The following is a 25,192-nucleotide window of genomic DNA, read 5'->3' as shown; positions in this document are numbered from 1 at the left end:
GGATGAGGGTACGTTTTGCGACATATGCCGTTCATATAAGGCAGGATTGAGCCAGGGGCCCCGACGCCCTCCGCGAAGGGCGGCCCGCCTTTCCAGGTCGACGCCAGGATGGGATTGCAGCGCAGTGAGTGCAGAAACTAAGTCCAGGCCGGGTTCCGCATGACGGCGGAACTGCAGGCTCCTGCGCGGTCCTTGGGCTCGTGGACCATCGGCGTGGTGGGAATGGCCGGCCTGGCCGCGATCATTGCCGGCGTCTACACGTCCCGCGAGGTCCTCGTGGGTGTCGCGGTGGCCATCGCCGCCGCCATCGGGGCCGGTTGGCCCCACTTCCTCCGTATTCCTGCCAAGAAGACCCTGGCCGCTGTGATTGCCGTGCCCGGAGCCGGCGCCGCGGTTGGTGCGGCCCTCGCTCCCGCTCCCGGGTACCTGGACTGGACCCCCGCGTTCATCGCGCTGGGCATGATCGCCGTGTTCGTGGTGCAGCTGATCCGCGGAACCGGGCAGGCGCAGCGGCTGGAATCCACCCTGGGATGCTGCGCAGGAGTGCTGCTCGCGTGCCTGGGCTCCGGATGGATAGCGGGCGCACGGTTCAACGGTGTCCGCGAGATGCTCCTGGTGGCGGCCATCAGTGCCGCCGTCGCCCTGCTCGCGGGGCTGATCCGCTGGCCGGACAGCATCGTGGCGCCCCTCGGAATCGTGATGGCCGGACTTGCCGGGCCCCTCGCCGGGCTGGTGCTCTCAGACATAGCGGTCCTGCCGGCCGCCATCTTCGGTGTGGTGGTGGGCGCTGTGTTGGCAAGCTTCCGGCGGCTGGTCACGCTCCGGGGTGCACCCCTGAACGTCCAGGCAGCCCTTAGCATTGGCCTTGCCCCCGTTGCTGCGGTGGGTTCACTGGCCTACTTCATAGACAAACTACTCATCTACTAACGCGTTAGGATGGCATCATGTCCGTACTTGCATTTGAAATCTTCTTCCTTGTCCTGCTCGGCGTTGCCAGCCTCGCCATGGCCTGGTTTGCCGGCTTCGTGGTCTACCGCCTGTTCAAAGGCCAGAAGTAGTCCCCTTCCTTTCCGGAGCTAGCCGTTTCCCGAGGTAATCGCAGTGCCCATTGAGATTCCTACAGACCTGACTCCAGAACTTGTTCCGCTTTCCTGGCTCATTGGTGAGTGGGAAGGCCGCGGCCGCCTCGGCAGCGGGGACGAGGACTCGGAGCATTTCCTGCAGCACGTTTCCTTTACGCACAACGGGCTGCCGTACCTTCAGTATCGCGCGGAGAGCTGGCTGACGGACGACGACGGCACGCGCCTGCGGCCGCTCACGGTCGAGACCGGCTTCTGGGCGCTGGAGCGCAAACAGCTTGATGCCGACGGCGGCCCCGGCCTGATCCCCGCGGACATCGTCCCCGCGCTGAAGAGTGCCGACGAGGTGGAGGCCCTCCGCAACAGCGAGGGCGGGTTCGACATCTCGGTGTCGATCTCGCACCCCGGCGGCATTTCGGAGCTCTATTACGGCCAGATCAAGGGCCCGCAGATCCAGCTCACCACGGATATGGTGATGCGGGGCAGCCATTCCAAGGACTACAGCGCCGCCACGCGCATCTTCGGCCTTGTGGACGGAAACCTCCTGTGGCGCTGGGACGTCGCCGTTGGCGGCAAGGAAGGAAAAGGCCTGGAAGCGCATGCCTCGGCCTTCCTGAAGAGGGTTTCCTAGGCAGAGGGAGCGTTGCCGTGGATGACGTGGGAAACCTCAGGGACTACAGCGACCTCAAGGCTGTCTTCTTCAACGGCACACTGAAGCGGTCGCCCCAGGTCAGCAATACTGACGGCCTGATCGCCATCAGCCGGCGGATCATGGAAAAGCAGGGCGTCAGCACCCGCCTGATCCGCACCGTGGACCACGACATCGCCAGCGGCGTCTACCCCGACATGACGCAGTACGGCTGGGAGACCGACGAGTGGCCGGAGCTGTACCCTGCGGTCCAGGAGGCAGACATCCTGGTGGTTGCCGGGCCCATCTGGCTTGGCGACAACTCGTCCCAGACCAAGAAGCTGATAGAACGCCTGTACGCCCACTCCGGCCAGCTCAACAGCAAGGGCCAGTGGGCTTTCTACCCGAAAGTGGGCGGCTGCCTGATCACCGGCAACGAGGACGGCATCAAGCACTGCTCCATGAACATTCTCTACAGCCTGCAGCACATCGGGTTCAGCATTCCGCCCCAGGCCGACGCGGGCTGGATCGGGCCGGTGGGTCCGGGACCCAGCTACCTCGACGAAGGTTCGGGCGGTCCCGAAAGCGACTTCACCAACCGGAACACCACCTTCATGACCTGGAACCTCCTGCACCTCGCCCGGATCCTCAAGGATGCGGGCGGGCTGCCCGCCTACGGCAACCTGCCGCAGGAATGGTCGGCAGGAACCCGGTTCGGCTTCGAAAATCCGGAATATCGCTCCCCAACCTCTCCCTAACCTCGCAGGCTCGGCCAGGGAACCCCTGCGGTCGGGGCCCTGGCGAGTGAGCCTCCGAAAACCGGAATACCCACTGACTGAAGGACGTTGCCCCAAGTATGACTACTCCCAGCCCACTGTTGTCGCGCCCTGGCGCCGTCGAGGCGGCCGGTGCCGACGCCGGTGTTGCCGCCCATTACGGCGAGCCGCTCCGCGAGCAGCGCGCCCTCGCGGCCGGAACCGCCGTCGTCGACCTCTCCTCCCGGGGCGTGGTGACGGTGACCGGCCCGGACCGCCTCAGCTGGCTCAACACTCTCTCTTCGCAGCAGGTCACGGGCCTGCAGCCGGGTGAGTCCAGCGAGATGCTCCTCCTGAGCGTGCAGGGCAGGATCGATTTTGACGCCCGGGTCATTGACGACGGCGGCACCACCTGGCTGATCGTCGAGGCCGCCGAGGCCGCCCCGCTGGCCGAGTTCCTCAACAGGATGAAGTTCATGCTGCGCGTGGAGATCGCCGATGTCTCAGCCGACTGGGCGGTTGTTGGCAGCACGAAGGCAGTCCCCGAATGGCAGGACCTGCTGTCCTGGCAGGACCCGTGGCCGCATGTGGGGGCGGGCGGCTACTCCTACGCCACGATTCCGGAGTCGAGCCATCCCGGGCTGGAACGGCCCTGGTTCGAGTACCTGGTGCCGGCCAACGAGCTGGAGCAGAGGGTGGGAGAGCGCCCCCTTGCCGGCGTCCTCGCCGCCGAGGCGCTGCGCGTGGCCGCGTGGCGTCCCCGGATCGGGGCCGAGACGGACGACAAGACCATTCCGCACGAACTCGACCTCCTCCGGACTGCCGTGCACCTGGCCAAGGGCTGCTACAAAGGCCAGGAAACCATCGCCCGGGTGCACAACCTGGGCCACCCGCCCCGGCGGCTCGTCTTCCTCCAGCTGGACGGCTCCCAGCACACGCTGCCCCAGGCCGGCAGCCCCGTGCTGGCGGGCGAGCGGAAGGTGGGGACCGTAACGTCCGTGGCGCAGCATTACGAGATGGGCCCAGTGGCCCTGGCAGTCATCAAGCGTTCGGTTGCACCCGATGAGATACTGACGGTCCTGGACGGCGACGAGCCGTACCCCGCTGCCCAGGAACTCATCGTTGCCCCGGACGCCGGCCAGGTGGTGGGGCGCCAGACCGGATTCCTCAGGGGGCCACGCTCATGACCGAAGACGCCGAACCGAACCCAGCAACGCAAAACACAGCGCCCGACGACGAGACGCTGGCTCTGGCGCAGACGCTTTTCCAGGCGGCGCGGGAGGGGGAGACTGCACTGTTGCGTGCCTATCTCGACGCAGGTGCTCCCGCCACCTTGACCAATGCGGCGGGGGATTCGCTGCTGATGCTGGCCGCCTACCACGGCCGCGCGGAGACCGTTCAGCTCCTCCTGAAACACGGTGCCGACGCGAACTCCGCCAACGACCGGGGCCAGACCCCGCTCGCTGGGGCCGCATTCAAGGGCTACACGGACGTTGCCCGCGTCCTGCTCGACGCCGGAGCCGATCCGGAGGCGGGCTCGCCGTCCGCGCGCGCAGCTGCCCAAATGTTCGCCCGCACGGAGATCCTGGACCTCCTGGGCTAGGTGGACGTCAGCCCGGTCATGTGGGTGACCGGGCGCGGCGCCAGTCCGGGGTCAGCCAATATGGACGCTGGTCTGGATTCCGCCGGCTGACATGCCGAGCTTGCGCGCCAGCGCCAAGGCTCCGGTGTTGCTGACGTCCGTCCGCCATTGCAGGGTAAGCCCGGCGGCCAGGGCCTCGTGCGCCGCGATGGAGGCAGCCAGGGTGCCCAGGCCCCGGCGCCGCCATTCCGGATCCACCAGGACACCCAAGTGGGCCAGCAGGCCCTCCCACTCGGAGTAGGCTCCGCAGGCAAGCGGCACGCGCCGGCCCTCCACTTCGTGGACGATCGTGTAGCGGTTCTCAAGGTCCGACAGGCCCACCTCATTGACGTCGTCCGGCGGGCAGTTGCCTTCCAGCTCGATAGCCTCCGGGTTGCCGTGCGAAACAGTCATCTCTTCCGGGGGCTGCTTCAGGGGGAGGTCGTCAGCGAAGAACAAGGCCGCTGCGCCCAGGCCGTGGCCGCCGTGGGTCCGCGTCAGTGTCAGGAGCGTGACATGCTGGGCCATCTCCTCGTCGGAGATGCCCTCCGCGGCGTCAATGACCCACTGCGGCCCCACCAGGGCCGAGCTGCCAAAGAGCCTGACAAATTCCACTGTCCGCGCGTCGTTGTCTGCGCGGACGATCCGTTCCCCGGACGCCAGGGCGGACCCAAAGGCGTCGTCGTCGAGTCCCAGGTGCCGGGCCCACGCGAGCTGGATGATGGCGGCGGAACCGGGGTCAAGTGTCATGCCTCCAGCCTAGGGCGGGCAACGCGTGCCGCCGAACAGGACCACACGCGCCGCCAGGGAGAACCGCACTTACATGGAGGGCCGGCGTCCCGGGGCAACTCAGCCGAACAGGACGGCGGCTTCGTCGTAGCGCTTCTGCGGCACCGTCTTGAGCTGGCCGAGGGCCTCCTGGAACGCAACGTGCTCGATGTCCGTCCCCTTGAGCGCCACCATGGTGCCCCAGTAGCCTTCCACCACGGAGTCGATGGCCGCCATGCCCAGGCGGGTGGCCAGGACGCGGTCGAAAGCGGAGGGCACGCCGCCGCGCTGGATGTGGCCAAGGATGGTGGCTCGGGTCTCGATGCCGGTCCGGGCTTCCAGTTCCGGGGCGAGCTGGTCTGCGATGCCGCCCAGGCGGGGCCGGCCGAACGTGTCCAGGCCGCGCTCGGAATGCGGGGTTTCCATGTGTTCCGGGACGAAACCTTCCGCCACCACCACCAGCGGCGCACGGCCGCGGGCATGGGCTTCCTTCACCCATTCGGTGATCTGGTCGATGCTTACTTTCTGCTCCGGGATGAGGATGGCGTGGGCGCCTGCGGCCATGCCGGCGTGAAGGGCGATCCAGCCCACGTGCCGGCCCATGACTTCGGCAATCATGCAGCGGTGGTGGGACTCGCCGGTGGTGCGCAGGCGGTCGATCGCTTCGGTGGCGATCTGCACGGCGGTGTCGAAGCCGAACGTGTAGTCCGTGGCGTCAAGGTCGTTGTCCACGGTCTTGGGGACGCCCACGATCTTCAGGCCAGCGTCGGTGAGGCGCTTCGCCGCGGCCAGGGTTCCCTCACCGCCGATTGCGATGATGGCATCAATTCCCAGCCGGTCCATGTGGGCCTTGATGACCTCAGGGCCGCCGCCGTTTTCGAACGGATTGGTGCGTGAGGTGCCAAGGATGGTGCCGCCCTGCTTGGCGATGCCGCGGACCATGGTCCGGGGGATGTCGATGATGTCGCCCTCAACAACGCCGCGCCAGCCGTCGAGGAAACCAACGAACTCGTGGCCATGGATAGCGATGCCTTTGAGGACGGCGCCGCGGATGACCGCGTTCAGTCCGGGGCAGTCGCCACCGCTGGTAAGGATTCCAATTTTCATGTCTCGCTCAAATCCTGGGGAGAGGGTTTACAGGCAGAGCGCCACGCTGAGCTCACATAGAGTCTAGTGGCGTGTGTGGGGTACGACACAAACCGGTTACACAAGGCCCCCGCTCCGTTTCAGTCGGAGCGGGGGCCTTTGAATGCTGTTGCCGGGGACGGTTCCTAGCCGTTCAGGGACCGCCTCTCGAGGAATACCTGGAGCGGGATGACGTCCTTCTGGTCCGGGAGGACCGCCCAGGCGAGGAGGTAGAAGATGACGGCCGGGCCGGGGAGCAGGCAGAAGACCAGGAAAGCGATGCGGACGAAGGCGACGTCCACGTTGAGCTTGGCCGCTATGCCTCCCAGCACGCCTCCGAGCCAGCGTTCCGGTCCGCGTTTCAGGCCGAGGCCCCTGACGATGCTGAAAAACTTGTCCATGATTCAAGACTTCCGTGTTGTTGGGTTGTTGTCACGTTTCCGGGCGGACAGGAGGCCGCCCAGCACCAGGGCCGCGCCCGCTCCGATCATCAGTCCGATCAGGACGTAGGTCCCGTTGAGGGTGACGATGCCCAGTTGGGCGATGATGATCAGTGCGGCGAGGGCCAGGACGATCAGGCCCCAGACGATGGTTCCCACGCGTGCCCCGGAAGCTGGGGCAGGAGAGGCGCCTGCCGCCGTCGTGCTTGCCTGCGCAGAGGGATCTGGAACGTACGGGTTTGGGCCCGGAGTTTGGCTGCTCATGTCAGTTGCCTTCCTGGATGGTGACGTTGCTGACGGTGCCGTTGATCTGGACGACCAGATGGCTGCCGGGCTTGTCGGAGTTGTAGCTGCTTTGCCGGGTGGTGATGCCGCCCCGTTGGTTCCCTCGTTCGTTCAGGTTTCCGAGGGTCATGTCTGCCTTGATGTCCACGGGCACGTCGCCCGGAATGATCACCGTGACGTTGCTGGCGGTGATGTCCAGGGGGACGCGGACCTCCGACGTGAGCGGAGTATCCAGGGACATGGCCGTGAGGTCCACGGTTCCGCTGCCGGCCGTGATGTCGAACCCGCCGCTGGCCTGCTGGATGCTCGTCGGCGCCCAGTCAACCTGCTGGAAGCGGACGCGGTCTCCGTTATTGCCCACCACGTTGAAGATTCCCCCTGTGATCAGGGCCGCCACCGCCAAGAACGAGAGGATTCCGGCGGTGCGGCCGCGGAGGCCAAGGATGAGGATGCCCAGGCCCAGGACGGCTGCCGCGCTGGCCCAGGCAACTGCATTGGCGGAGTTACCGAGGTCGATCACGTTGGTGATGTCCAGGGCTTTCAGGCCAGCGCCCACCAACAGGGCACTGCCTGCGGCGATTGCGACGGCGGGTGTGCCGGGACCTGCGGCCCGCACCTTGGGTGCGGGGGGCGGAACAGGCGAGGGCTGGCTGCCGCGGTACCCGCCGCCGGCCCATCCGCCACCGCCGGAACCGGCGCCTGTGGCGCTGCCTGTACCGCTGCCTCCGTACGCGTTGCCGGCAAAGGGGCCGCTGCCGGCGACGTCCGAGTATGGCGGCGTCGTTGGGGTGGACGTGCCCGCTGAGTAGGCGGTGGTGCCGGCCGCGGCGGAATGCGTCGGCGTGCCGGCGGCTGTTTTGTTGCGCTGCACCAGGTAATAGACCAGGTAGATGGCACCGCCAACCCACAAAAGGGACCACAGGAAGGGGCCCACACCCTGGTTGCCCCAGCCCCAGAAGCCGTTGCCGAGGCCGCTGAATCCTGCCACGACCGCGATCAGGGAACCCGTCATGCCGGTGGTCCAGCGCCCCGCGCCGGCCTCCTGGACGTGGATCCGCCCGTCGGGCTCGGGCAGGAAGGCCCAGGCAAGGCCGTAGAGGAGCACGCCGATCCCGGCGAAGAGGGCAAGGATGATGAAGATGCCGCGGACAATCAAGGGGTCGATTCCCATACGTTGCGCGATGCCGCTGGAAACGCCGCCCACCCAGCGGTCTTGGCCGCGCGTTATTCCCTGGCTGCGGACCCAGGTGAAGAAATCAGTTTGCTGGCCCGGGATCCCGGCATAGGAGTAGCCGCCTCCGCCCGGGGTTTCCTGCCGCGGAGGATCCTGGGACCGGGGAGCATGCGGATAGTCCTGGGCGGATTCCTGCTGCGTGCCAAAGGCCGTTTCCTGTGCCGGGCCCGGAATGGAGGACTCCTGTGAAGATGCGGACGGGGAAGGATGCGGCACCAGGGGCTGCGTTGGGTTTTCCCGCCGGGGGAGCGGCTCCGTGGGGTTTTCTTTTTCCGGGCTGGTTGGGGGCTCGTCCGGCTGGCCGTCATGGGGGTTTGGGGTTAGCGAGTTCATACCTCGATCCTGCCGCTGCCTCCCTGTCCGCTCTACTGGGGGACACCCTGAGCCGTCCCTGAGAGGCCCCCGGTTCCCGTGCCAACCCGGTCCGGGGGGCCCTGATCCGTGCTTGGATTGAACCATGACATCCGCCCCCGCCCGCCCACCGCTGGTCCGGAGCAGCGACCGCTTCATCGCGGGCGTCTGCTCAGGCCTCGCTGCCCATCTTGGGCTGCCGGTGAATACCGTGCGCGTGGCGATGGTGCTGGCGTCATTCGCAGGAGGGGCCGGCGTCGTGTTTTACGCCTGGCTCTGGATTATGGTGCCCACCGCCTACGAAAGCGCCCGGCGCCAGGAACGGCGGCCGGCGTCGCCCATTGCTCCAGCCGTGAGCCTCGAGCCCGTGCCCGCCGGGATCCCGGTGGAGCACCTTCAAGGAGCGGGCGGCGCCGGGACAGCAGGAGCCGGGACGGGCGGCGCCGGATTAGGCGCGCCGCCGGCGGATGCCGGCCCGGGCAATGTTCCTGGCGCCGCGCTCCCCGCGGAGGCCGTGCCCGCGCCGTGGTTCCGCTTCCGCGAGATGCGGTACGGCAAGGAGATCCTGCTCGGTGTGGGGCTGCTCCTGGTGGCGGGCATCCTGAGCGCGCAGCTGCTGGGCGTCGACGTCCCGCTGGGAACCATCATTCCCGCGGCTGCGGTCCTGGGCGGAGCCTCCATCGCGTGGATGCAGCTTGATGAGACCCGGAGGGCCGGGCTGGTGGACAAGACCAAAGCCAACCAGGCGGGCGGCTGGGCCCGGCTTGCCGCCGGCCTGGCATTGGTGGTGGCAGGCGTCCTGGTGATGGTTTCCGGTTCCGGTTCCTGGGAGCAGACCTGGCTGGCGCTGCTGGCATCCGTGGCGGTTCTTGGCGGGGTGGTGCTGGTCCTGCTGCCGTGGGCGCTGAAGTTCTGGCGGGACCTCGAAGCTGAGCGCGCGGGCAGGATCCGCGAAACCGAACGCGCGGAAATCGCGGCACACCTCCACGATTCGGTACTGCAGACGCTGGCACTCATCCAGCGGCGCGCCGCAAACGAGCACGACGTCATCCGCCTGGCCCGGGCGCAGGAGCGCGAACTCCGGGGCTGGCTGTTCGAGGACCCCGGAAAGGACGCCGGGCAGCTCTCGGACAGGATCAAGGCAGTCGCCGCGGAAGTTGAGGACCTGCTGGGCAACGCGGTGGAGGTGGTCAGCGTGGGAGACACTGCAGTCACCGAAGGCCACGAAGCGCTGATCCAGGCCAGCCGTGAGGCCATGCTTAACGCCTCCCGGCACGGCGGCGGTGCGGTTGCGGTCTATCTTGAGGTCACCGGCGGACGCGCCGAAGTGTTCGTCAAGGACCGCGGCCCCGGCTTCGAGCTCCAGGATGTCCCCGAAGACCGGCTGGGCGTGCGGGAATCCATTATCGGCCGGATGAACCGGCACGGAGGCTCGGCCATCATCACCAGCACCAGTGAAGGCACGGAAGTCCGGCTGGGATTCCCGGCCGCGCAGGCGGACAAGCAACTGCAGAACATGGAAGGCAAGCCATGAACCCAGCACAAGGAGCCGGCAGCGGGACCGGCCGCGCCGCACAGTCTGTCCGGGTGGTGCTCGTGGACGATCATGCGATTTTCCGTTCGGGGTTGAAAGCGGACCTCGACCCCAGCGTCCAGGTGGTGGGCGAAGCTGCCACGGTGGAGCAAGCCATCGCCGTCATCGCGCAGGAGCGGCCGGACGTGGTGCTGCTGGATGTCCACCTCCCCGGCGGCCTCGGCGGCGGTGGCCGGGAGGTCATCGCCGGCTCTGCCGCCCTCCTGTCCACTACGAGGTTCCTGGCGCTCAGCGTCTCCGACGCCGCGGAGGACGTGGTGGCGGTCATCCGGGCCGGAGCCCGGGGCTACGTCACCAAGACCATCTCCGGGGCCGAAATCACCGACGCCGTATACCGGGTGGCCGGGGGAGACGCCGTCTTCTCGCCGCGGCTGGCCGGTTTTGTCCTGGACGCCTTTGGCACCGCGCCAGCGGACATCGCCGATGACGAGCTGGACAGGCTCTCCGCGCGGGAGCTCGAGGTGATGCGCCTCATCGCCCGCGGTTACAGCTACAAGGAAGTGGCCAAGGAGCTCTTCATCAGCATCAAGACGGTGGAAACCCACGTCTCGGCAGTGCTCCGCAAACTCCAGCTGTCCAGCCGCCACGAGCTGACCAAGTGGGCCGCCGAACGCCGCCTCCTCTGACCCAGTCCCTCTCTCACTTGACGCGGCTTTTCCCCCGACGCTCTCTCACTCGATGCGCATTAAACCCAAACGCTCTATCACTCTCCCGAAGGGAGTGATAGAGCGTTTGCGTTTTTCCCGCGTTAAGTGAGAGAGGGTCTTACTGCGCCTTGCCCAGGAAGTCCTGCAGGCGCTGCACACCTGTGGCCAGGTCGTCGTCGCCCAACGCGTAGGAAAGGCGGACGAAACCGGAGGGGCCGAAGGCCTCGCCGGGAACCACTGCCACCTCAACCTCGTCCAGGATCAATGCAGCCAGCTCGGCGGAGGTCTGCGGCGTGGCGGTGCCGGACGCCGTCGGAAATTCCTTGCCCAGCAGCGCGCGGACATCCGCGTACACGTAAAAGGCGCCCTTCGGCGTCGGGCATTCCACCCCGTCGATGGCGTTCAGGCCCGCGACAATGGCTTTGCGGCGGCGGTCGAAAGCAACCTTCATCTCGTCGACGGCGGTCAACGGGCCGGACACCGCGGCGAGGGCGGCAATCTGCATGATGTTGGAAACGTTGGACGTGGCGTGCGACTGCAGGTTGGTGGCGGCCTTGATGACGTCGGCCGGGCCGATCATCCAGCCCACGCGCCACCCGGTCATGGCATAGGTCTTGGCAACACCGTTGAGGATGACCACCTTGTCGCCCAGCTCGGGGGCGGCGGTTGCGATGGAGGTGAAAGGAACGCCGTCATAGGTCAGGTGCTCGTAGATCTCGTCGGTGACAACCCACAGGCCCTTCGCCGCGGCCCACTTGCCGATCTCCGCCACCTGCCCGGGGGAGTAGACAGAACCGGTAGGGTTCGACGGCGAGACGAACAGCAGGATCTTCGTCTTGTCCGTGACAGCAGCCTCAAGCTGTTCAACCGTGACGAGGTAGTCCTGCTCCGGCCCGGCGAAGACCTCCACGGGCACGCCGCCGGCGAGCCGGATGGCCTCCGGGTAGGTGGTCCAGAAAGGAGTGGGAACAATGACCTCATCGCCCGGGTCCACCAACGTGGCGAAGGTGTTGTAGACGGCCTGCTTGCCGCCGTTGGTCACCAGGACCTGGGAAGGCTCGACGGCGTAGCCGGAGTCCCGCAGGGTCTTCTCGGCGATGGCCTTCTTCAGCTCGGGCAGCCCGCCAGCAGGGGAGTAGCGGTGGTACTTGGGCTGGCCTGCCGCTTCAATGGCAGCCTGGACGATGTAGTCCGGGGTGGGAAAGTCGGGTTCACCCGCACCGAAGCCAATAACCGGCCGTCCTGCTGCCTTCAGCGCCTTCGCCTTGGCATCAACGGCGAGGGTTGCGGATTCGGCAATGGCGGAAATGCGCTGGGAAACGCGGGCGGCAGACATGGCAGGTCCGTTCTTCGCTTGCAGCCTGGCGGCTGGAATGTGGGATTCGACGAGTTCTACTCTATGCTGTTCACCGGACCCTCCGGGTTGCCCGTTTTGATTTGTGACTGTTGCAGTCAGTGTCAGCCAGGGCGACGGTTGGGGGCCGGAAACGGGCCGGTTCGACGAACGCGAAGTTGTTGCGTAGACTGGTTCACCGGTGTTGAAACACGGATGATGACGTGCGCCCCAGTGCAGCTGGCGGTCGGTCATCGGAGAGTGGCATTCACTCCATAGGGTAGTGGCGCAATTGGTAGCGCAGCGGTCTCCAAAACCGCAGGTTGCAGGTTCGAGTCCTGTCTGCCCTGCGCAAGCTGCCCCGGACCAGGGTCCGGGGCACGCGCAGCAACCATGGTTCTGATCAGGGCCGGGTAATCCAACATTGCAAAGATGAGCGAGGACCAGGTGACCGAAACAGCTGCCAGCAGCTCCAAGGGCCGCCCAGCTAAGAAGGACGCCAAGGCAAACTTCTTCGCCCGCATTGCACTCTTTGTCCGCCAGATCATCGGCGAACTGAAGAAGGTTGTTGCACCAACCCGCAAGGAACTGATTAATTACACACTCGTGGTGCTGGTGTTCGTGGGCATCATGATGGTCATCGTCAGCCTGCTGGACGTTGGTTTCGGATCCGCCGTCGGCTGGCTCTTCGGCGGTAAAGGCCCCACGGACAGCTAAGGCTGCACCGTCCGCAGGCCGAGTGTTCCGTCCGGGAATCCGGAGGGAAGCACCGGTGTGCGGAATTGAGCCATTTAAATAGGCATGTTAGGCAATGAGGAAGCAGGAGACCAAGTGTCTGAGCAGGAGCTCGAGGTAACCGAGACTGAGCTGGAAGAGTCCGCGGACATCACGGCAGAAGCCGGTAACGAGTCTGAGGTTGAGTCCTCCGCGCCCGAATCCGATGACGCCGATTCCGATGACTTCGACGCAGAGGCTGATGACGAGGCCGGCACCGAGGAAGAGTCCACCGACGCCCTCGCCGCTGCCGCCGCCAAGGCTGACGTTGACCCCGCAGAAGAGTTCAAAGCCAAGCTGCGCCGCCAGGAAGGTGACTGGTACGTCATCCACTCCTACGCAGGTTACGAAAACCGCGTGAAGGCCAACCTGGAAACCCGCATCCAGACCCTGGACATGGAAGATTACATCTTCGAGATCCAGGTGCCGATGGAAGAAGTCGTTGAGATCAAGAACGCTCAGCGCAAGGTCATCAACCGCGTCCGGATCCCGGGCTACGTGCTGGTCCGTATGGACCTGACCGACGCCTCCTGGGGCGCCGTCCGGCACACCCCCGGCGTGACCGGCTTCGTGGGCAACGCCCACAACCCGGTGCCGCTGCGCCTCGACGAGGTCTTCTCCATGCTCGCCCCCGTCTTCGAGGAAGAGCAGGCGGAGAAGGGCAAGCCGGTCAACAAGCAGAACCAGGCCCCGGTGGACGTCGACTTCGAGGTCGGCGAGTCCGTCATCGTCAAGGAAGGCCCGTTCGAGACCCTTCCCGCCACGATCTCCGAGATCAAGGTCGAATCCCAGACCCTCGTGGTGCTGGTTTCCATCTTCGAGCGCGAAACGCCGGTCACCCTGGCGTTCAACCAGGTCACCAAGATCTGATTATCCAAAGAATTCGTCCCGGCGCTGCCCGCTTAGCAGCACCGGAACGGCCGGCCGCCTCGCCATGGCGGCCAAAAACCTGAGGCACGCTCCTGTGCCCCAGGACGTTATTGAGAGAAGGACCCTACATTGGCTCCCAAGAAGAAGGTCACCGGCCTCATCAAGCTGCAGATCCAGGCAGGTGCCGCTAACCCGGCTCCGCCGATCGGTCCTGCACTTGGCCAGCACGGTGTCAACATCATGGAATTCTGCAAGGCGTACAACGCTGCGACAGAAGCCCAGCGCGGAAACGTCATCCCCGTGGAAATCACGGTCTACGAGGACCGTTCCTTCACGTTCATCACCAAGACCCCGCCGGCTGCAGAGCTCATCAAGAAGGCTGCAGGCGTTGCCAAGGGTTCAGCTACCCCGCACACCGTCAAGGTGGCCAAGCTGACCCAGGCCCAGGTCAACGAGATCGCTTCCACCAAGATGGAAGACCTCAACGCAACCAGCCTCGAAGGCGCCGCGAAGATCATCGCCGGCACCGCCCGCTCCATGGGCATCACCGTCGAAGGCTAGTCGCTTCCGCCGCTTGGGAGTTTGGCTCGGGGAACCGATCACGACGACGGGCGGCACCGCCGGGACAACCGGCACCATCACTATTGAGATGTTGGACATCCGGCACGGATAACGGTCCGGAGCACCAACTGTGGCAGGGCCCAGCGCGGTCCGCAGACCACAACTGCACAAGGAGAAACAAGCAGCATGGCAAAGCGCAGCAAAGCATATGAGGCAGCAGCCGCCAAGATCGACGCGGAGAAGTTCTACGCGCCGTTCGAGGCAGTAACGCTCGCCAAGGACACCAACCCGTCCAAGTTCGACGCCACCGTTGAGGTTGCATTCCGCCTCGGCGTCGACCCCCGTAAGGCTGACCAGATGGTCCGCGGCACGGTCAACCTGCCCCACGGCACCGGTAAGACTGCCCGCGTCCTGGTTTTCGCCACGGGTGACAAGGCTGAGGCAGCAATCGCTGCCGGCGCCGACTTCGTTGGTTCCGATGACCTGATCGAAAAGATCGCCGGCGGCTGGACCGACTTCGACGCCGCCGTCGCCACCCCTGACCTCATGGGCAAGGTTGGCCGCCTCGGTAAGGTTCTGGGTCCGCGTAACCTGATGCCGAACCCCAAGACGGGCACCGTGACCCCCGACGTCACCAAGGCCGTCAACGACATCAAGGGTGGAAAGATCGACTTCCGCGTTGACAAGCACTCCAACCTGCACTTCATCATCGGCAAGGTGTCCTTCGACGCCGTCAAGCTGGCCGAGAACTACGCAGCAGCACTGGAAGAGGTGCTTCGCCTGAAGCCGTCCGCTTCCAAGGGCCGCTACATCCAGAAGGCCACCGTTGCCACCACGTTCGGTCCCGGCATCTCGGTTGACCCGAACGTCACCAAGGTTCTGACCGAGGCGTAAATCCTCACCTGAACTTTTGCTGCGGACCCGTCCGCAGCAAACACAACCGCCCGGCACCCGTGCCGGGCGGTTGTGTTTTAACGTGCCTGTCCCGGAAGGGGTGCGTTTGCCTAAGCTGGAGAAATGGCTGAACCGGAACTGGACGCCGTCCCAGGAATGCCCCCTGACCTCACCATCTCCCCGGTGGACGTCCTCCTGGCGCCAGGCAGCGGAACAGTGGCGGATCCCGGGGAGGTAACCGCCGACTTCAACGCCTGCCACGCCATGCGTGTGGCACACGAGCTGGAGCTTTGGGGCAACCTGGACCGCTGCCCCACGCTGGCGGAAGCTGTGGAATTCTGGCGGGGCAATGAGTACGAGGAACGGCAGATTTTCCTTGCCAGGCTGGGCGGGGATCCAGTAGGCCTTTGCTCCGTGACGCTCCCGCTCCGGGAGAACACGTCCACCGCCGGAATCGACGTCCTCATTTCCCCGGCCCACCGGCGCCACGGCTTTGGGCGCATCCTTCTGGAGCACGCCGAGGCCATAGCCAGGGAGCGGGGGAGGACATCCTTGGACGCCTATCATGAGGTTCCGCTGGAAAGTGGGGACGGAGCCGAACTGCTGCCGGCCAAATCCGGTGCGGGTGCCCTGCCGCTCGCTGAGCCCGCCGTGGCCTTTGCCGTTGCTTCCGGCTATGAGCTGGAGCAGGTGGAGTGCTCCAGCCGCCTTCCGTTGCCGGTGGCGCCGGAACTGCTGGACCGGTTGGAGACTGAAGCCTCTTCCCGGGCTGCAGGCTACGAACTCACCGGCTGGGACGACCACTGCCCGGAGGGCCTGGTTGACGCCTACGCCCGGCTCAAGGCCACGATGACCGAGGACGTTCCCATCGCCGGCATGGACTGGGAAGGGGAGGACTGGGATGCGGCCCGGGTGCGTGAAGAGGAACGGGCGCTGGTCCAGGGCGGAGTCCAGTCCGCTGTGACGGCGGCCCGCCACCAAACTACGGGAGAACTCGTTGCCTACACCGTCCTGAACTGGCGGTCCGGAGTCCCCGACACGATGGTCCAGCAGGACACGCTGGTCGTCGGAAGGCACCGCGGCCACCGGCTCGGGCTCCTGATCAAAGCGGCGAACCTCCGGCGGGCCCAGGACCGGTGGCCCTCGGCCCGCTCAGTGTTGACATGGAATGCCACCGAAAACCAACATATGCTGGCCATTAATATTGCCCTTGGATTCAGGCCCGCCGGCTATGAAGGTGAGTGGCAGAAACGGCTGGGATGAAGACGCCAATGGCAAAAGACGTGAAGATCGAACAGCTCTGGATCCCGGACTCCCTGGACTCACCGGACGCCGCGGACTTCCTTGCCGCTGTGGAGGTGGGCCGGAAGGTCCGGATGCAGACGTGGGGGAGCGACGACCTCGCCTACGGGCCGCTGGAAAAGCTCCTGGAATTTGAAGATCCCTACGAGCGGCAGCTCATCCTGGTGGCCAAGATTGACGGCGACATCGTGGGCACGGTGGACATCGCCCTGCCCCTCACCGACAACCTGGACCTCGCGGAGTTCACGCTCGACATCCTGCCGGAGTTCCAGCGCCAGGGCGTGGGCAGGCGGCTGCTCCAGGCCGCCGAACAGCTGGCCCGCGCCGAAGGCCGCACCATGATCCTGGTGGACACCAACCATCCGGGCGCGTCCCTTCACGAGTTCGAAAAGGCGCAGCTGGTCCCCGGCTCGGGGCAGGGCTTCGTGCCCCTGGAAAGCCGCGAAGTGGAGTTCGCGCAGAAGACCGGGTACACGCTGCAGCACATCGAGCAGTTCAGCTCGTGCCTCCTGCCGCTGGACTCGAAGCTGGTGGCTGACCTGCAGGCGGAGGCGGAGGAGGCCAACAACGGCCGGTACCGGCTGCATCACTGGACGGACCGATGCCCGGAGGAGTGGCTCGAAGCTGTCGCCGTCCTTGAGAACCAGGCGGGCGCCGACGTCGATCCCGCCTTGGAAGCGCCCGTAGAGCAGGACATGGTGTTCGACGGCGGCATCCTCCGGGAAGCGGAAGACGTCGCCATCGCGCAGGGACGGCGCACGGTGGTCACCGCCGTCGAGCATCTCGCCACCGGAGCCCTCGTGGGCCTCACCACCATCACTGTCCTGGCGCACCGCGCCGATGTTGTCTTCCAGGACGACACGCTGGTGCTGCAGGAACACCGAGGCAACAAGCTCGGCCTGCTGATCAAGGTCGCCAACATGGAACGGCTCACCGAACAGTTCCCCGACGCCCGGATCATCTACACCTGGAATGCCCCGGAAAACCGGTACCTCCTCACGGTCAACAAGCAGTTGGGGTTCCAGACGGCAGGCGTGACCGGCATCTGGCAGAAGGAACTCCCGCACCTGGGCACAAGCACCAGCTGAGGGCGCGATTTGACCCGATTTTGCGGAGCTGCAGGCTCTCCCGTAGACTTGGAGGACCAAAGACCGTCGGTTGTTGGAAATCCACTCTCTCGAACATGGCTCAACTCTGCAGTTGTGCGCGGGAGATGCAGTGGATTTCTGGACGAAGGACCCTCAACGTAGGGCGGCCAGCGCAGGTGAACGAAGCAGCAGCTCCATGGATTATCCGTGTTGAGCCAAGCCCCGTGCATCTGCGCGGGGCGTTTTTAGTTTTAGCTCACCTTGAGCGGGGACCGTCGAATACCGGCACTATCCCCGGAAGGAGGGTTATGGCAACGCCTACCAAGGTTTCAGCAGTAGCTGAGATCACTAACGATTTCAAGGAATCGAACGCCGCTGTCCTGACCGAATACCGCGGGCTCACCGTTGCACAGCTCAAGCAGCTGCGTGTTTCTCTCGGCCAGGACACCAAGTTCGCGGTCGTCAAGAACACCCTGACCGCCATTGCAGCCAAGGAAGCCGGCGTTGAAGCATTCAACGACCAGCTCTCCGGCCCCACTGCAATCGCGTTCATCAAGGGTGACGCAGTTGCCGCTGCCAAGAGCCTGACGGATTTTGCCAAGACCAACAAGCAGCTCGTCATCAAGACCGGCTACTTCGAGGGCAAGGCACTGAACGCCAGCGAGGTTGCCGAACTGGCAGCCCTCGAGTCCCGTGAGCTGCAGCTCGCCAAGGTTGCAGGCGTCCTCAAGGCCCCTGCCGCCGCCGCTGCACGCATCATTGACGCACTGCGCCTCAAGCTTGAAGAAGAGAACGGTGCACCGGCAGCTGCCGAGGCGCCCGCCGCTGAAGAAGCACCTGCCGCAGAAGCTGAAGCCCAGGCTGAAGCTCCCGCAGCTGAAGAGAACTAAGACTCTTCACCCCACCAGACTCCGGTGTGATGCCCGGCCCCGCGCCGCTGAACACCACAACAGGAAGGACGCCTACCATGGCGAAGCTCAGCAACGAAGAGCTCATTGAAGCTTTCAAGGAACTGACCATCATCGAGCTCTCCGAGTTCGTCAAGCTCTTCGAAGAGACCTTCGAAGTTACCGCTGCTGCCGTAGCTGTTGCTGGCCCCGCCGGCGCTGCTGCTGAAGAGGTTGAAGAGAAGACTGACTTCGACGTCGTCCTCGAAGCAGCCGGTGACAAGAAGATCGCAGTGATCAAGGAAGTTCGCGCCATCACTTCCCTGGGCCTGAAGGAAGCAAAGGACCTGGTTGACAGCGCTCCCAAGGCTGTCCTCGAAGGTGCTACCAAGGAAGCTGCCGAGAAGGCCAAGGAGCAGCTCGAGGCTGCAGGCGCCACCGTTACCCTCAAGTAACAACGCCTTTTCCGCGAAAAGCCCCGTCCACGTTGTGTGGGCGGGGCTTTTGCGTTCCCAGCCCAAGTAGGTAGCGCCAAGTGTCGTTTTGGGGCTTCAAAACGACACTTGGCGCTACCCAGTTGGGTCCGGGGAGGTCAGGCGGGGTCGCTGATGTCCGCGACCACGGCACCCAGGGCTGCGGTCAGGGCGTCGGCGTCCACAAAAGCGCTGTAGCCATGGGCGCCCGCACCCATTGAGATCCTGCGTCCGGTGACGGTGGCGTCCGCATACACCGGCCAACTGTTGGTGCTGCCCAGCGGAGTGATGGTCCCGCGCTCGTAGCCGGTGGCGTCCAGGGCCACGTCCGCGGGCGGCAGCGACAGCTTGTTGACGCCCACCAGGGTCCGCAGCTTGGGCCACGAGATCTGGCGGTCGCCGGGGATCAGCGCAAACAGGAACGAGCCGTCCTTGTGCTTGACCACCAGCGACTTCACGATGTCCGCCGGCGTGATTCCCAGGATGCCGGCCGCCTCCTCCAGGCTCCTGGCGGCTGGCCGTTCCACAACGTCAACCTGCAGTCCGCGCGCGGCGGCGTCCGCCAGGAAGCGTTCCCGGCCGACGGCGGCGCCATCCTGGGTGCCATTGCCGGCGGCAGTTGCCTCCGCCATCAGTCGCGGTACAGCAGGAGAGCTTCGCCCTGCCCGCCGCCGCCGCACAGGGACACCGCCGCCTTGCCCGTTCCGCGGCGCTTGAGCTCATGCGCGGCGTGCACGGCCAGGCGCGCGCCCGAAGCCCCGATGGGGTGGCCCAGCGCAATGGCCCCGCCATGGATATTGCACTTCTCGAGGGGGTAGTCCAGGTCCTTCAGGGACTGAACCGCCACCGAACCGAAGGCCTCGTTGATTTCAATGAAGTCGAGGTCGGCGGTGGTCCAGCCCGCCCGCGCCAGGGCATTACGGATGGCGTTGGACGGCTGGGAGTGCAGGGAGTTGTCCGGCCCAGCCACCTGGCCGGGCTTCCCCACCAGAGCCAGGTACTCCAGGCCGTGCTTCTCCGCATAGCCACGGGAGGCGAGCACCAGTGCCGCGGCCCCGTCGGACAGGGGAGAGGAGTTGCCCGCGGTGATGGTGCCGTCCGTGACGAAGGCCGCGCGCAGGCCGGCGAGTGAATCCACCGACGTATTGGGCCGGACCCCCTCGTCCGTGGCCACCACGATGGGGTCGCCCTTGCGCTGCTTCACGCTGACCGGGACGATTTCGTCGTCGAACGTCCCATTCTTGGCAGCCAGCGCGGCACGCTGGTGGGACTGGGCAGCCACGTTGTCCTGGGACGTCCGGTCGATCCCCAGTGCCAGGTTGCGGGTTTCGGTGGAAAGGCCCATGGACTGCCCATCGAAGGCGTCGGTCAGGCCGTCGTGGGCGGCGGCGTCCAAGGCCTGGATTGAGCCGTAGGTCCACCCCTGCCGGGATCCGGGCAGCAGGTGCGGGGCCCGGGTCATGGATTCCTGGCCGCCGGCCACCACAACTTCGGCTTCCCCGCTCCGGATCAGCCGGGCGGCGTCAATCACCGCAGTGAGCCCGGAGAGGCACACTTTGTTGACGGTCACGGCAGGGACGTCCCAGCCGATGCCGGCGCCGATGGAACTTTGCCGCGCGGGGTTCTGGCCGGCGCCCGCCTGCAGCACCTGTCCCATGATCACGGCGTCCACATCGGCGGCGTCCACGCCGCTGGCCTCCAGTGCAGCCGTGATGGCGCGGGCACCAAGCTCCACCGCTGAGAAGCTTGCAAGTTGCCCGTTGATCCGGCCCTGCGGTGTGCGCGCTGCTGCGAGTATGACAACGTCAGTGTTGTCAGGAGAGTTGCCCATGGTTATCTCTTCCGGTCCGTTTTCGGTCTAGGCCATCAAGGCTACCGTGACCCTGGTCACCTAACTATTCAAACGCCTGTGCCGCCGGCTGCATTCCGCGAGGGGCATTCCGGAAAGCGGACGGCACTGTGGGGGAGGGGTCCCCATCCGCGCAGAGTGCACGACGACGGCGGCCTGCGTAGGGTAGGCAGCGGAAACTTTTGCAGGGGTACGGCAGGTCCGTGTTCCGGAGGCGGTTGGAGCAGCAGCGTGACAAGATTCCTGGCCACGGCGGCGGTCGCCGCCCTCGCGGGGCTGACCGCCTGCTCCGGATCCGCTCCCGTCCAGGAGGACCGCGTAACGGCGCCCGTCCAGCCGGAGCCAACCGCCGCCCAGTCCGCCCCCTCCACAGGCGCGGGAGGCGGCACTGCCAGGCCGCCGTCGTCGTCCGCTTCGAGCGGCGCCAAGGAAGCATGCCTGCTCTTCAACTCCCTTTTTGCTGGCTACGCAGCGGTCCCTTCCGGGGACGCCGAAGGGTATGAGGACATCTACCGGAGGGCCGTGGGCGCCAAGGACACTGTGTCAGGCGACCTCCGCGGACTGTTCGCCTCGCTCAGCCTCCTCGCGATTGACCATTCAGCCGCGGCCGCGTCCGGTGGGGAGCCCCAGCAGGAATCAAAGGACGCCGTGCGGGATGCCGTCTTCGCGAATGCGGGGACGTGCACCGCGGAGGGCGTCATCCTGACGCTCTAGCGGCCCGTCGGAGCGGGCGTCGCGGACCTGCGCAGGAGCTGCCCCGGATTCAGTGCTTGCAATCGGGCCGGATGTGGGGTAGACATGTAGGTTATTTTGCCGTATCGTAGATATTTGCGTCTTCCCTGTTTACCTTCAGCCTTCATATAGCGGTGGGCTTTGCCTGGCAGCTGACAATCAACGTGCCGTCAACAACGTCACAGCATGGTCAGCACGGGCCCCGGGTCATATAGCGGAACCGGACTGGTAGCACTGCGGAGCATTCCGCAGGGTGCACAGCGGGGGAGATCTGAAAACGCCTGAAGGTCTGTGGAAGGATCCCTCTTGGTCGCCTCGAGCACCTCTAATAACGAAACCGCTAACACCGCCGACAGCACTGATGGTGCCACTCGCCGGCTCTCATTCGCAAAGATTCACGAACCTCTTGACGTTCCGAATCTGCTTGCCCTCCAGACGGACAGCTTCGACTGGCTGGTCGGAAATGAGCGCTGGCAGGCACGCGTAGCGAAGGCTGTCGAAGAAAACGATCTCAGCGTCGCCACCACGTCCGGCCTGTCGGACATCTTCGAAGAGATCTCCCCGATCGAGGACTTCCAGGGCACCATGTCCCTGAGCTTCTCCGATCCGGAGTTCGCTGACCCCAAGTACACCATGGCCGAGTGCAAGGACCGGGACGCTACGTACTCGGCTCCGCTGTACGTCAAGGCCGAGTTCATGAACAACAACACGGGCGAAATCAAGCAGCAGACCGTGTTCATGGGTGACTTCCCGCTGATGACCGAGAAGGGCACCTTCGTCGTCAACGGCACCGAGCGTGTCGTTGTCTCCCAGCTGGTCCGTTCCCCGGGCGCCTACTTTGAGCGTGCCGCTGACAAGACCAGCGACAAGGACATCTTCACGGCGAAGATCATCCCGTCCCGCGGCGCCTGGTTCGAGCTCGAGATCGACAAGCGCGACCAGGTGGGCGTGCGCCTTGACCGCAAGCGCAAGCAGTCCGTCACCGTCCTGCTGAAGGCCCTCGGCTGGACCGAAGGCCAGATCCTCGAAGAGTTCGGCCAGTACGACTCCATGCGGGCAACCCTGGAGAAGGACGCCACCGAAACCCGCGAAGACGCGTTGCTGGACATCTACCGGAAGCTGCGCCCGGGCGAGCCGCCCACCGTCGAGGCTGCCCAGTCGCTGCTGGACAACCTGTACTTCAACTCCAAGCGCTACGATCTGGCCAAGGTTGGCCGCTACAAGATCAACCGCAAGCTTGGCATCGACCGCTCCCTTGGCGACAAGGAAGCCTCGGTCCTGCACGTTGAAGACATCGTTGCCATGATCAAGTTCCTCGTGGCGCTGCACGCCGGCGAGAAGACCATCAAGGGCACCCGCGATGGCCAGGAAGTGGACCTGCGCGTCGAAATCGACGACATCGACCACTTCGGCAACCGCCGCATCCGCGCCGTCGGCGAGCTCATCGAGAACCAGGTCCGCACCGGCCTGTCCCGCATGGAGCGCGTTGTCCGCGAGCGTATGACCACCCAGGACGTCGAGGCCATCACGCCGCAGACCCTGATCAACATCCGCCCCGTGGTCGCCGCGATCAAGGAGTTCTTCGGAACGTCCCAGCTCTCGCAGTTCATGGACCAGAACAACCCGCTCTCGGGTTTGACCCACAAGCGCCGCCTGTCGGCCCTTGGCCCGGGTGGTCTGTCCCGTGACCGCGCCGGCATGGAAGTCCGTGACGTGCACCCGTCCCACTACGGACGTATGTGCCCCATCGAAACGCCTGAAGGCCCGAACATTGGCCTGATCGGTTCGCTGGCATCCTACGGTCGCATCAACCCGTTCGGCTTCATCGAGACCCCGTACCGCCTGGTCAAGGACGGCGTTGTTTCCGACGACGTCCAGTACCTGACGGCCGACGATGAGGCTGAGGTGCTGATCGCCCAGGCCAACGCGCCGCTGGACGAGAACAAGAAGTTCGCCGAAGACACCGTCCTGGTGCGTGCCCGCGGTGGTGGAGGCGAGCCTGTCCTCGTGCCCGCCGAGGACGTCGAGTTCATGGACGTTTCCCCGCGCCAGATGGTGTCCGTGGCTACGGCCCTGATCCCGTTCCTTGAGCACGACGATGCAAACCGCGCACTCATGGGTGCCAACATGCAGCGCCAGGCCGTGCCGCTGGTCCGTTCCGAGGCTCCCTTCGTGGGCACCGGCATGGAGCGCGCCGCAGCCGTCGACGCCGGTGACGTTGTCATCGCGAAGAAGGCCGGTGTGGTCACCGAGGTTTCCGCCGAGCTCGTCATCATGCTTAACGACGACGGCACCGAGACCAACTACCGCATCAACAAGTTCGCCCGCTCCAACCAGGGCAACTGCTACAACCACCGTGTCCTGGTGAACGAAGGCCAGCGCCTGGAAGTTGGCGGCATCATCGCCGACGGCCCGGCAACGGACCAGGGCGAGCTCGCCCTCGGTAAGAACCTGCTCGTGGCATTCATGTCGTGGGAAGGCCACAACTTCGAGGACGCCATCATCCTCTCGCAGCGCATTGTTGCCGAGGACGTCCTTTCCTCCATCCACATCGAGGAGCACGAGATCGATGCCCGCGACACCAAGCTTGGTGCCGAGGAAATCACCCGTGACATCCCCAATGTGTCCGAGGAAGTCCTGGCTGGCCTGGACGAGCGCGGCATCATCCACATCGGTGCCGAGGTTGAGGCAGGGGACATCCTGGTCGGAAAGGTCACCCCCAAGGGTGAAACCGAGCTGACCCCGGAAGAGCGCCTGCTGCGCGCGATCTTCGGCGAGAAGTCCCGCGAAGTCCGCGACACCTCCCTGAAGGTTCCTCACGGCGAGTCCGGTACGGTCATCGGCGTGCGCGTCTTCGACCGCGACAACGACGACGAGCTGCCCCCGGGCGTCAACCAGCTGGTCCGCGTCTACGTGGCTGCCAAGCGCAAGATCACCGACGGCGACAAGCTCGCCGGCCGCCACGGCAACAAGGGTGTTATCTCCAAGATCCTCCCCGTTGAGGACATGCCCTTCCTCGCCGACGGCACCCCCGTTGATATCGTCCTGAACCCGCTGGGTGTCCCGGGCCGTATGAACGTGGGCCAGGTGCTCGAGACGCACCTCGGCTGGGTTGCCAAGACCGGCTGGAAGATCGAAGGCGAGCCCGAGTGGGTCAAGCAGCTGCCGAACCTGCCGCGCGAGAGTGGCCAGACCACTGTTGCAACGCCGGTGTTCGACGGTGCCCGCGAAGAGGAAATCACGGGCCTGCTGGACTCCACCAACGTGACCCGCGACGGCGAACGCCTGATCAACTCCTCCGGCAAGACCCGCCTGTTCGACGGCCGCTCCGGCGAGCCGTTCCCGGATCCGATCTCGGTCGGCTACATGTACATCCTGAAGCTCCACCACCTGGTGGACGACAAGATCCACGCGCGCTCCACCGGCCCGTACTCCATGATCACGCAGCAGCCGCTGGGTGGTAAGGCACAGTTCGGTGGCCAGCGCTTCGGTGAAATGGAAGTGTGGGCGCTCGAAGCTTACGGCGCCGCCTACACGCTCCAGGAGCTCCTCACGATCAAGTCTGATGACATCCATGGTCGCGTGAAGGTCTACGAAGCCATCGTGAAGGGCGAGAACATCCCCGAGCCGGGTGTTCCCGAGTCCTTCAAGGTCTTGATCAAGGAAATGCAGTCGCTGTGCCTGAACGTGGAAGTCCTCTCCACGGACGGAACCACAATTGAAATGCGTGACTCTGATGACGCAGTCTTCACGGCTGCGGAGGAACTGGGTATCGATCTGTCCCGCGCAGAGCCCAGTTCCGTAGAAGAGGTCTAAGGAGCCCGACGACGGCGGGCCGCGCCCGTCGTCGTCCTCCTTCCTCATCCCGCACCCAAGACTTCAGAATTTAGAGAACAAGAGAG

Annotated in this window: 25 protein-coding genes and 1 tRNA gene; 18 read left to right on the top strand and 8 right to left on the bottom strand. The window is 65.3% G+C overall.

What is annotated here, in order from left to right; translation table 11 throughout:
• The first annotated feature begins 159 nt into the window (after positions 1-159).
• The 5 genes from FHJ30_RS14585 to FHJ30_RS14565 all read left to right on the top strand — a co-directional run bounded on the left by FHJ30_RS14585 (position 160) and on the right by FHJ30_RS14565 (position 4,065).
• Entirely contained in the window at positions 160-927 is a 768-nt protein-coding gene (locus FHJ30_RS14585) for a permease (RefSeq protein WP_139029960.1), read from the top strand.
• Between the two features lie 174 nt (positions 928-1,101).
• Entirely contained in the window at positions 1,102-1,710 is a 609-nt protein-coding gene (locus FHJ30_RS14580) for an FABP family protein (protein WP_139029959.1), read from the top strand.
• 17 nt (positions 1,711-1,727) lie between these two features.
• On the top strand, positions 1,728-2,465 hold the full coding sequence (locus FHJ30_RS14575; RefSeq protein ID WP_373683153.1) for a flavodoxin family protein: 738 nt from the start codon (positions 1,728-1,730) through the stop codon (positions 2,463-2,465).
• A gap of 98 nt (positions 2,466-2,563) precedes the next feature.
• Positions 2,564-3,649: a folate-binding protein YgfZ gene (locus FHJ30_RS14570; protein ID WP_171059064.1), complete on the top strand. Its 1,086-nt coding sequence runs from the start codon at positions 2,564-2,566 to the stop codon at positions 3,647-3,649.
• Positions 3,646-4,065 carry an ankyrin repeat domain-containing protein gene (locus FHJ30_RS14565; RefSeq protein WP_139029958.1) on the top strand — a complete coding sequence of 140 codons (420 nt, stop codon included), beginning with the start codon at positions 3,646-3,648 and terminating at the stop codon, positions 4,063-4,065. Before FHJ30_RS14570 ends, FHJ30_RS14565 begins: the two co-directional genes overlap by 4 nt.
• A gap of 51 nt (positions 4,066-4,116) precedes the next feature.
• Here the strand turns inward: FHJ30_RS14565 and FHJ30_RS14560 are convergent, their stop codons facing one another.
• The 5 genes from FHJ30_RS14560 to FHJ30_RS14540 all read right to left on the bottom strand — a co-directional run bounded on the left by FHJ30_RS14560 (position 4,117) and on the right by FHJ30_RS14540 (position 8,268).
• Positions 4,117-4,833, bottom strand: coding sequence for a GNAT family N-acetyltransferase (locus FHJ30_RS14560; protein ID WP_139029957.1), 717 nt, complete (start codon positions 4,831-4,833; stop codon positions 4,117-4,119).
• A 99-nt stretch (positions 4,834-4,932) separates the two neighbouring features.
• Positions 4,933-5,958, bottom strand: coding sequence for an ATP-dependent 6-phosphofructokinase (locus FHJ30_RS14555; protein ID WP_139029956.1), 1,026 nt, complete (start codon positions 5,956-5,958; stop codon positions 4,933-4,935).
• A 164-nt stretch (positions 5,959-6,122) separates the two neighbouring features.
• Positions 6,123-6,377: a PspC domain-containing protein gene (locus tag FHJ30_RS14550; RefSeq protein WP_139029955.1), complete on the bottom strand. Its 255-nt coding sequence runs from the start codon at positions 6,375-6,377 to the stop codon at positions 6,123-6,125.
• Positions 6,378-6,380: 3 nt separating this feature from the next.
• The gene (locus FHJ30_RS14545; RefSeq protein WP_240793711.1) at positions 6,381-6,680 is read right to left on the bottom strand and encodes a hypothetical protein; all 300 of its coding nucleotides are present in this window, start codon (positions 6,678-6,680) and stop codon (positions 6,381-6,383) included.
• 1 nt (position 6,681) lies between these two features.
• Positions 6,682-8,268 carry a PspC domain-containing protein gene (locus FHJ30_RS14540; RefSeq protein WP_139029954.1) on the bottom strand — a complete coding sequence of 529 codons (1,587 nt, stop codon included), beginning with the start codon at positions 8,266-8,268 and terminating at the stop codon, positions 6,682-6,684.
• 124 nt (positions 8,269-8,392) lie between these two features.
• On the opposite strand from FHJ30_RS14540, the gene FHJ30_RS14535 reads away from it, so the two are divergent.
• Both FHJ30_RS14535 and FHJ30_RS14530 read left to right on the top strand, forming a co-directional pair.
• Positions 8,393-9,820, top strand: coding sequence for an ATP-binding protein (locus FHJ30_RS14535; RefSeq protein ID WP_139029953.1), 1,428 nt, complete (start codon positions 8,393-8,395; stop codon positions 9,818-9,820).
• Positions 9,817-10,506 (top strand): response regulator transcription factor, encoded by a 690-nt coding sequence (locus FHJ30_RS14530; RefSeq protein ID WP_139029952.1) that lies wholly within the window; start codon positions 9,817-9,819, stop codon positions 10,504-10,506. The genes FHJ30_RS14535 and FHJ30_RS14530 overlap by 4 nt, the downstream gene beginning before the upstream one ends.
• A 139-nt stretch (positions 10,507-10,645) precedes the next feature.
• On the opposite strand, the gene FHJ30_RS14525 is transcribed toward FHJ30_RS14530, so the two are convergent.
• Positions 10,646-11,863 carry a pyridoxal phosphate-dependent aminotransferase gene (locus FHJ30_RS14525; RefSeq protein WP_139029951.1) on the bottom strand — a complete coding sequence of 406 codons (1,218 nt, stop codon included), beginning with the start codon at positions 11,861-11,863 and terminating at the stop codon, positions 10,646-10,648.
• Positions 11,864-12,137: 274 nt separating this feature from the next.
• Between FHJ30_RS14525 and FHJ30_RS14520 the strand changes: the two genes are divergently transcribed.
• From FHJ30_RS14520 to rplL, 9 genes are all read left to right on the top strand, one after another.
• A tRNA-Trp gene (locus tag FHJ30_RS14520) sits at positions 12,138-12,210 on the top strand.
• Positions 12,211-12,292: 82 nt separating this feature from the next.
• A complete protein-coding gene (gene secE / locus FHJ30_RS14515) occupies positions 12,293-12,577 on the top strand; it encodes a preprotein translocase subunit SecE (protein ID WP_139029950.1) in 285 nt (94 codons plus the stop codon).
• Positions 12,578-12,691: 114 nt separating this feature from the next.
• Positions 12,692-13,504, top strand: coding sequence for a transcription termination/antitermination protein NusG (gene nusG, locus FHJ30_RS14510; protein WP_139029949.1), 813 nt, complete (start codon positions 12,692-12,694; stop codon positions 13,502-13,504).
• Between the two features lie 129 nt (positions 13,505-13,633).
• Positions 13,634-14,065, top strand: a complete 432-nt coding sequence (gene rplK, locus FHJ30_RS14505; RefSeq protein ID WP_003803853.1) for a 50S ribosomal protein L11 — start codon at positions 13,634-13,636, stop codon at positions 14,063-14,065.
• A 186-nt stretch (positions 14,066-14,251) separates the two neighbouring features.
• Positions 14,252-14,959: a 50S ribosomal protein L1 gene (gene rplA, locus FHJ30_RS14500; protein WP_115525236.1), complete on the top strand. Its 708-nt coding sequence runs from the start codon at positions 14,252-14,254 to the stop codon at positions 14,957-14,959.
• 123 nt (positions 14,960-15,082) lie between these two features.
• Positions 15,083-16,222, top strand: a complete 1,140-nt coding sequence (locus FHJ30_RS14495) for a GNAT family N-acetyltransferase (RefSeq protein ID WP_240793710.1) — start codon at positions 15,083-15,085, stop codon at positions 16,220-16,222.
• A gap of 8 nt (positions 16,223-16,230) precedes the next feature.
• Complete coding sequence (locus FHJ30_RS14490) at positions 16,231-17,349, top strand: GNAT family N-acetyltransferase (RefSeq protein ID WP_139029948.1); 1,119 nt, start codon at positions 16,231-16,233, stop codon at positions 17,347-17,349.
• Positions 17,350-17,657: 308 nt separating this feature from the next.
• Positions 17,658-18,239: a 50S ribosomal protein L10 gene (gene rplJ / locus FHJ30_RS14485; protein WP_139029947.1), complete on the top strand. Its 582-nt coding sequence runs from the start codon at positions 17,658-17,660 to the stop codon at positions 18,237-18,239.
• Positions 18,240-18,316: 77 nt separating this feature from the next.
• Positions 18,317-18,691 (top strand): 50S ribosomal protein L7/L12, encoded by a 375-nt coding sequence (gene rplL / locus FHJ30_RS14480; protein WP_139029946.1) that lies wholly within the window; start codon positions 18,317-18,319, stop codon positions 18,689-18,691.
• Between the two features lie 137 nt (positions 18,692-18,828).
• Here rplL and FHJ30_RS14475 read toward each other — a convergent pair whose 3' ends face one another.
• Positions 18,829-19,341, bottom strand: a complete 513-nt coding sequence (locus FHJ30_RS14475) for an aminoacyl-tRNA deacylase (protein WP_139029945.1) — start codon at positions 19,339-19,341, stop codon at positions 18,829-18,831.
• Complete coding sequence (locus FHJ30_RS14470; protein ID WP_139029944.1) at positions 19,341-20,540, bottom strand: acetyl-CoA C-acetyltransferase; 1,200 nt, start codon at positions 20,538-20,540, stop codon at positions 19,341-19,343. Before FHJ30_RS14470 ends, FHJ30_RS14475 begins: the two co-directional genes overlap by 1 nt.
• Positions 20,541-20,789: 249 nt before the next feature.
• On the opposite strand from FHJ30_RS14470, the gene FHJ30_RS14465 reads away from it, so the two are divergent.
• Both FHJ30_RS14465 and rpoB read left to right on the top strand, forming a co-directional pair.
• Entirely contained in the window at positions 20,790-21,272 is a 483-nt protein-coding gene (locus tag FHJ30_RS14465; protein ID WP_139029943.1) for a hypothetical protein, read from the top strand.
• A gap of 324 nt (positions 21,273-21,596) precedes the next feature.
• The gene (gene rpoB / locus FHJ30_RS14460) at positions 21,597-25,106 is read left to right on the top strand and encodes a DNA-directed RNA polymerase subunit beta (protein ID WP_139029942.1); all 3,510 of its coding nucleotides are present in this window, start codon (positions 21,597-21,599) and stop codon (positions 25,104-25,106) included.
• Positions 25,107-25,192 lie beyond the last annotated feature (86 nt).

The sequence above is a fragment of the Arthrobacter sp. BB-1 genome, from assembly GCF_006151685.1.
Classification (GTDB): Bacteria; Actinomycetota; Actinomycetes; order Actinomycetales; family Micrococcaceae; genus Arthrobacter.
Note: the sequence above shows the minus strand (reverse complement) of the source record. Positions and strands in the feature narration are given on the sequence as shown.

Bases quoted from the DNA above. Each gene is read 5' to 3' on its own strand.
- secE (WP_139029950.1), top strand. From the start codon at position 12,293: ATGAGCGAGGACCAGGTGACCGAAACAGCTGCCAGCAGCTCCAAGGGC.
- rplJ (WP_139029947.1), top strand. From the start codon at position 17,658: ATGGCAACGCCTACCAAGGTTTCAGCAGTAGCTGAGATCACTAACGAT.
- FHJ30_RS14475 (WP_139029945.1), bottom strand. From the start codon at position 19,341: ATGGCGGAGGCAACTGCCGCCGGCAATGGCACCCAGGATGGCGCCGCC.
- FHJ30_RS14540 (WP_139029954.1), bottom strand. From the start codon at position 8,268: ATGAACTCGCTAACCCCAAACCCCCATGACGGCCAGCCGGACGAGCCC.
- FHJ30_RS14565 (WP_139029958.1), top strand. From the start codon at position 3,646: ATGACCGAAGACGCCGAACCGAACCCAGCAACGCAAAACACAGCGCCC.
- FHJ30_RS14585 (WP_139029960.1), top strand. From the start codon at position 160: ATGACGGCGGAACTGCAGGCTCCTGCGCGGTCCTTGGGCTCGTGGACC.
- rplA (WP_115525236.1), top strand. From the start codon at position 14,252: ATGGCAAAGCGCAGCAAAGCATATGAGGCAGCAGCCGCCAAGATCGAC.
- FHJ30_RS14490 (WP_139029948.1), top strand. From the start codon at position 16,231: ATGGCAAAAGACGTGAAGATCGAACAGCTCTGGATCCCGGACTCCCTG.
- FHJ30_RS14530 (WP_139029952.1), top strand. From the start codon at position 9,817: ATGAACCCAGCACAAGGAGCCGGCAGCGGGACCGGCCGCGCCGCACAG.
- FHJ30_RS14525 (WP_139029951.1), bottom strand. From the start codon at position 11,863: ATGTCTGCCGCCCGCGTTTCCCAGCGCATTTCCGCCATTGCCGAATCC.
- FHJ30_RS14570 (WP_171059064.1), top strand. From the start codon at position 2,564: ATGACTACTCCCAGCCCACTGTTGTCGCGCCCTGGCGCCGTCGAGGCG.
- FHJ30_RS14535 (WP_139029953.1), top strand. From the start codon at position 8,393: ATGACATCCGCCCCCGCCCGCCCACCGCTGGTCCGGAGCAGCGACCGC.
- FHJ30_RS14470 (WP_139029944.1), bottom strand. From the start codon at position 20,540: ATGGGCAACTCTCCTGACAACACTGACGTTGTCATACTCGCAGCAGCG.
- FHJ30_RS14560 (WP_139029957.1), bottom strand. From the start codon at position 4,833: ATGACACTTGACCCCGGTTCCGCCGCCATCATCCAGCTCGCGTGGGCC.
- FHJ30_RS14550 (WP_139029955.1), bottom strand. From the start codon at position 6,377: ATGGACAAGTTTTTCAGCATCGTCAGGGGCCTCGGCCTGAAACGCGGA.
- FHJ30_RS14495 (WP_240793710.1), top strand. From the start codon at position 15,083: ATGGCTGAACCGGAACTGGACGCCGTCCCAGGAATGCCCCCTGACCTC.
- rplL (WP_139029946.1), top strand. From the start codon at position 18,317: ATGGCGAAGCTCAGCAACGAAGAGCTCATTGAAGCTTTCAAGGAACTG.
- FHJ30_RS14545 (WP_240793711.1), bottom strand. From the start codon at position 6,680: ATGAGCAGCCAAACTCCGGGCCCAAACCCGTACGTTCCAGATCCCTCT.
- FHJ30_RS14555 (WP_139029956.1), bottom strand. From the start codon at position 5,958: ATGAAAATTGGAATCCTTACCAGCGGTGGCGACTGCCCCGGACTGAAC.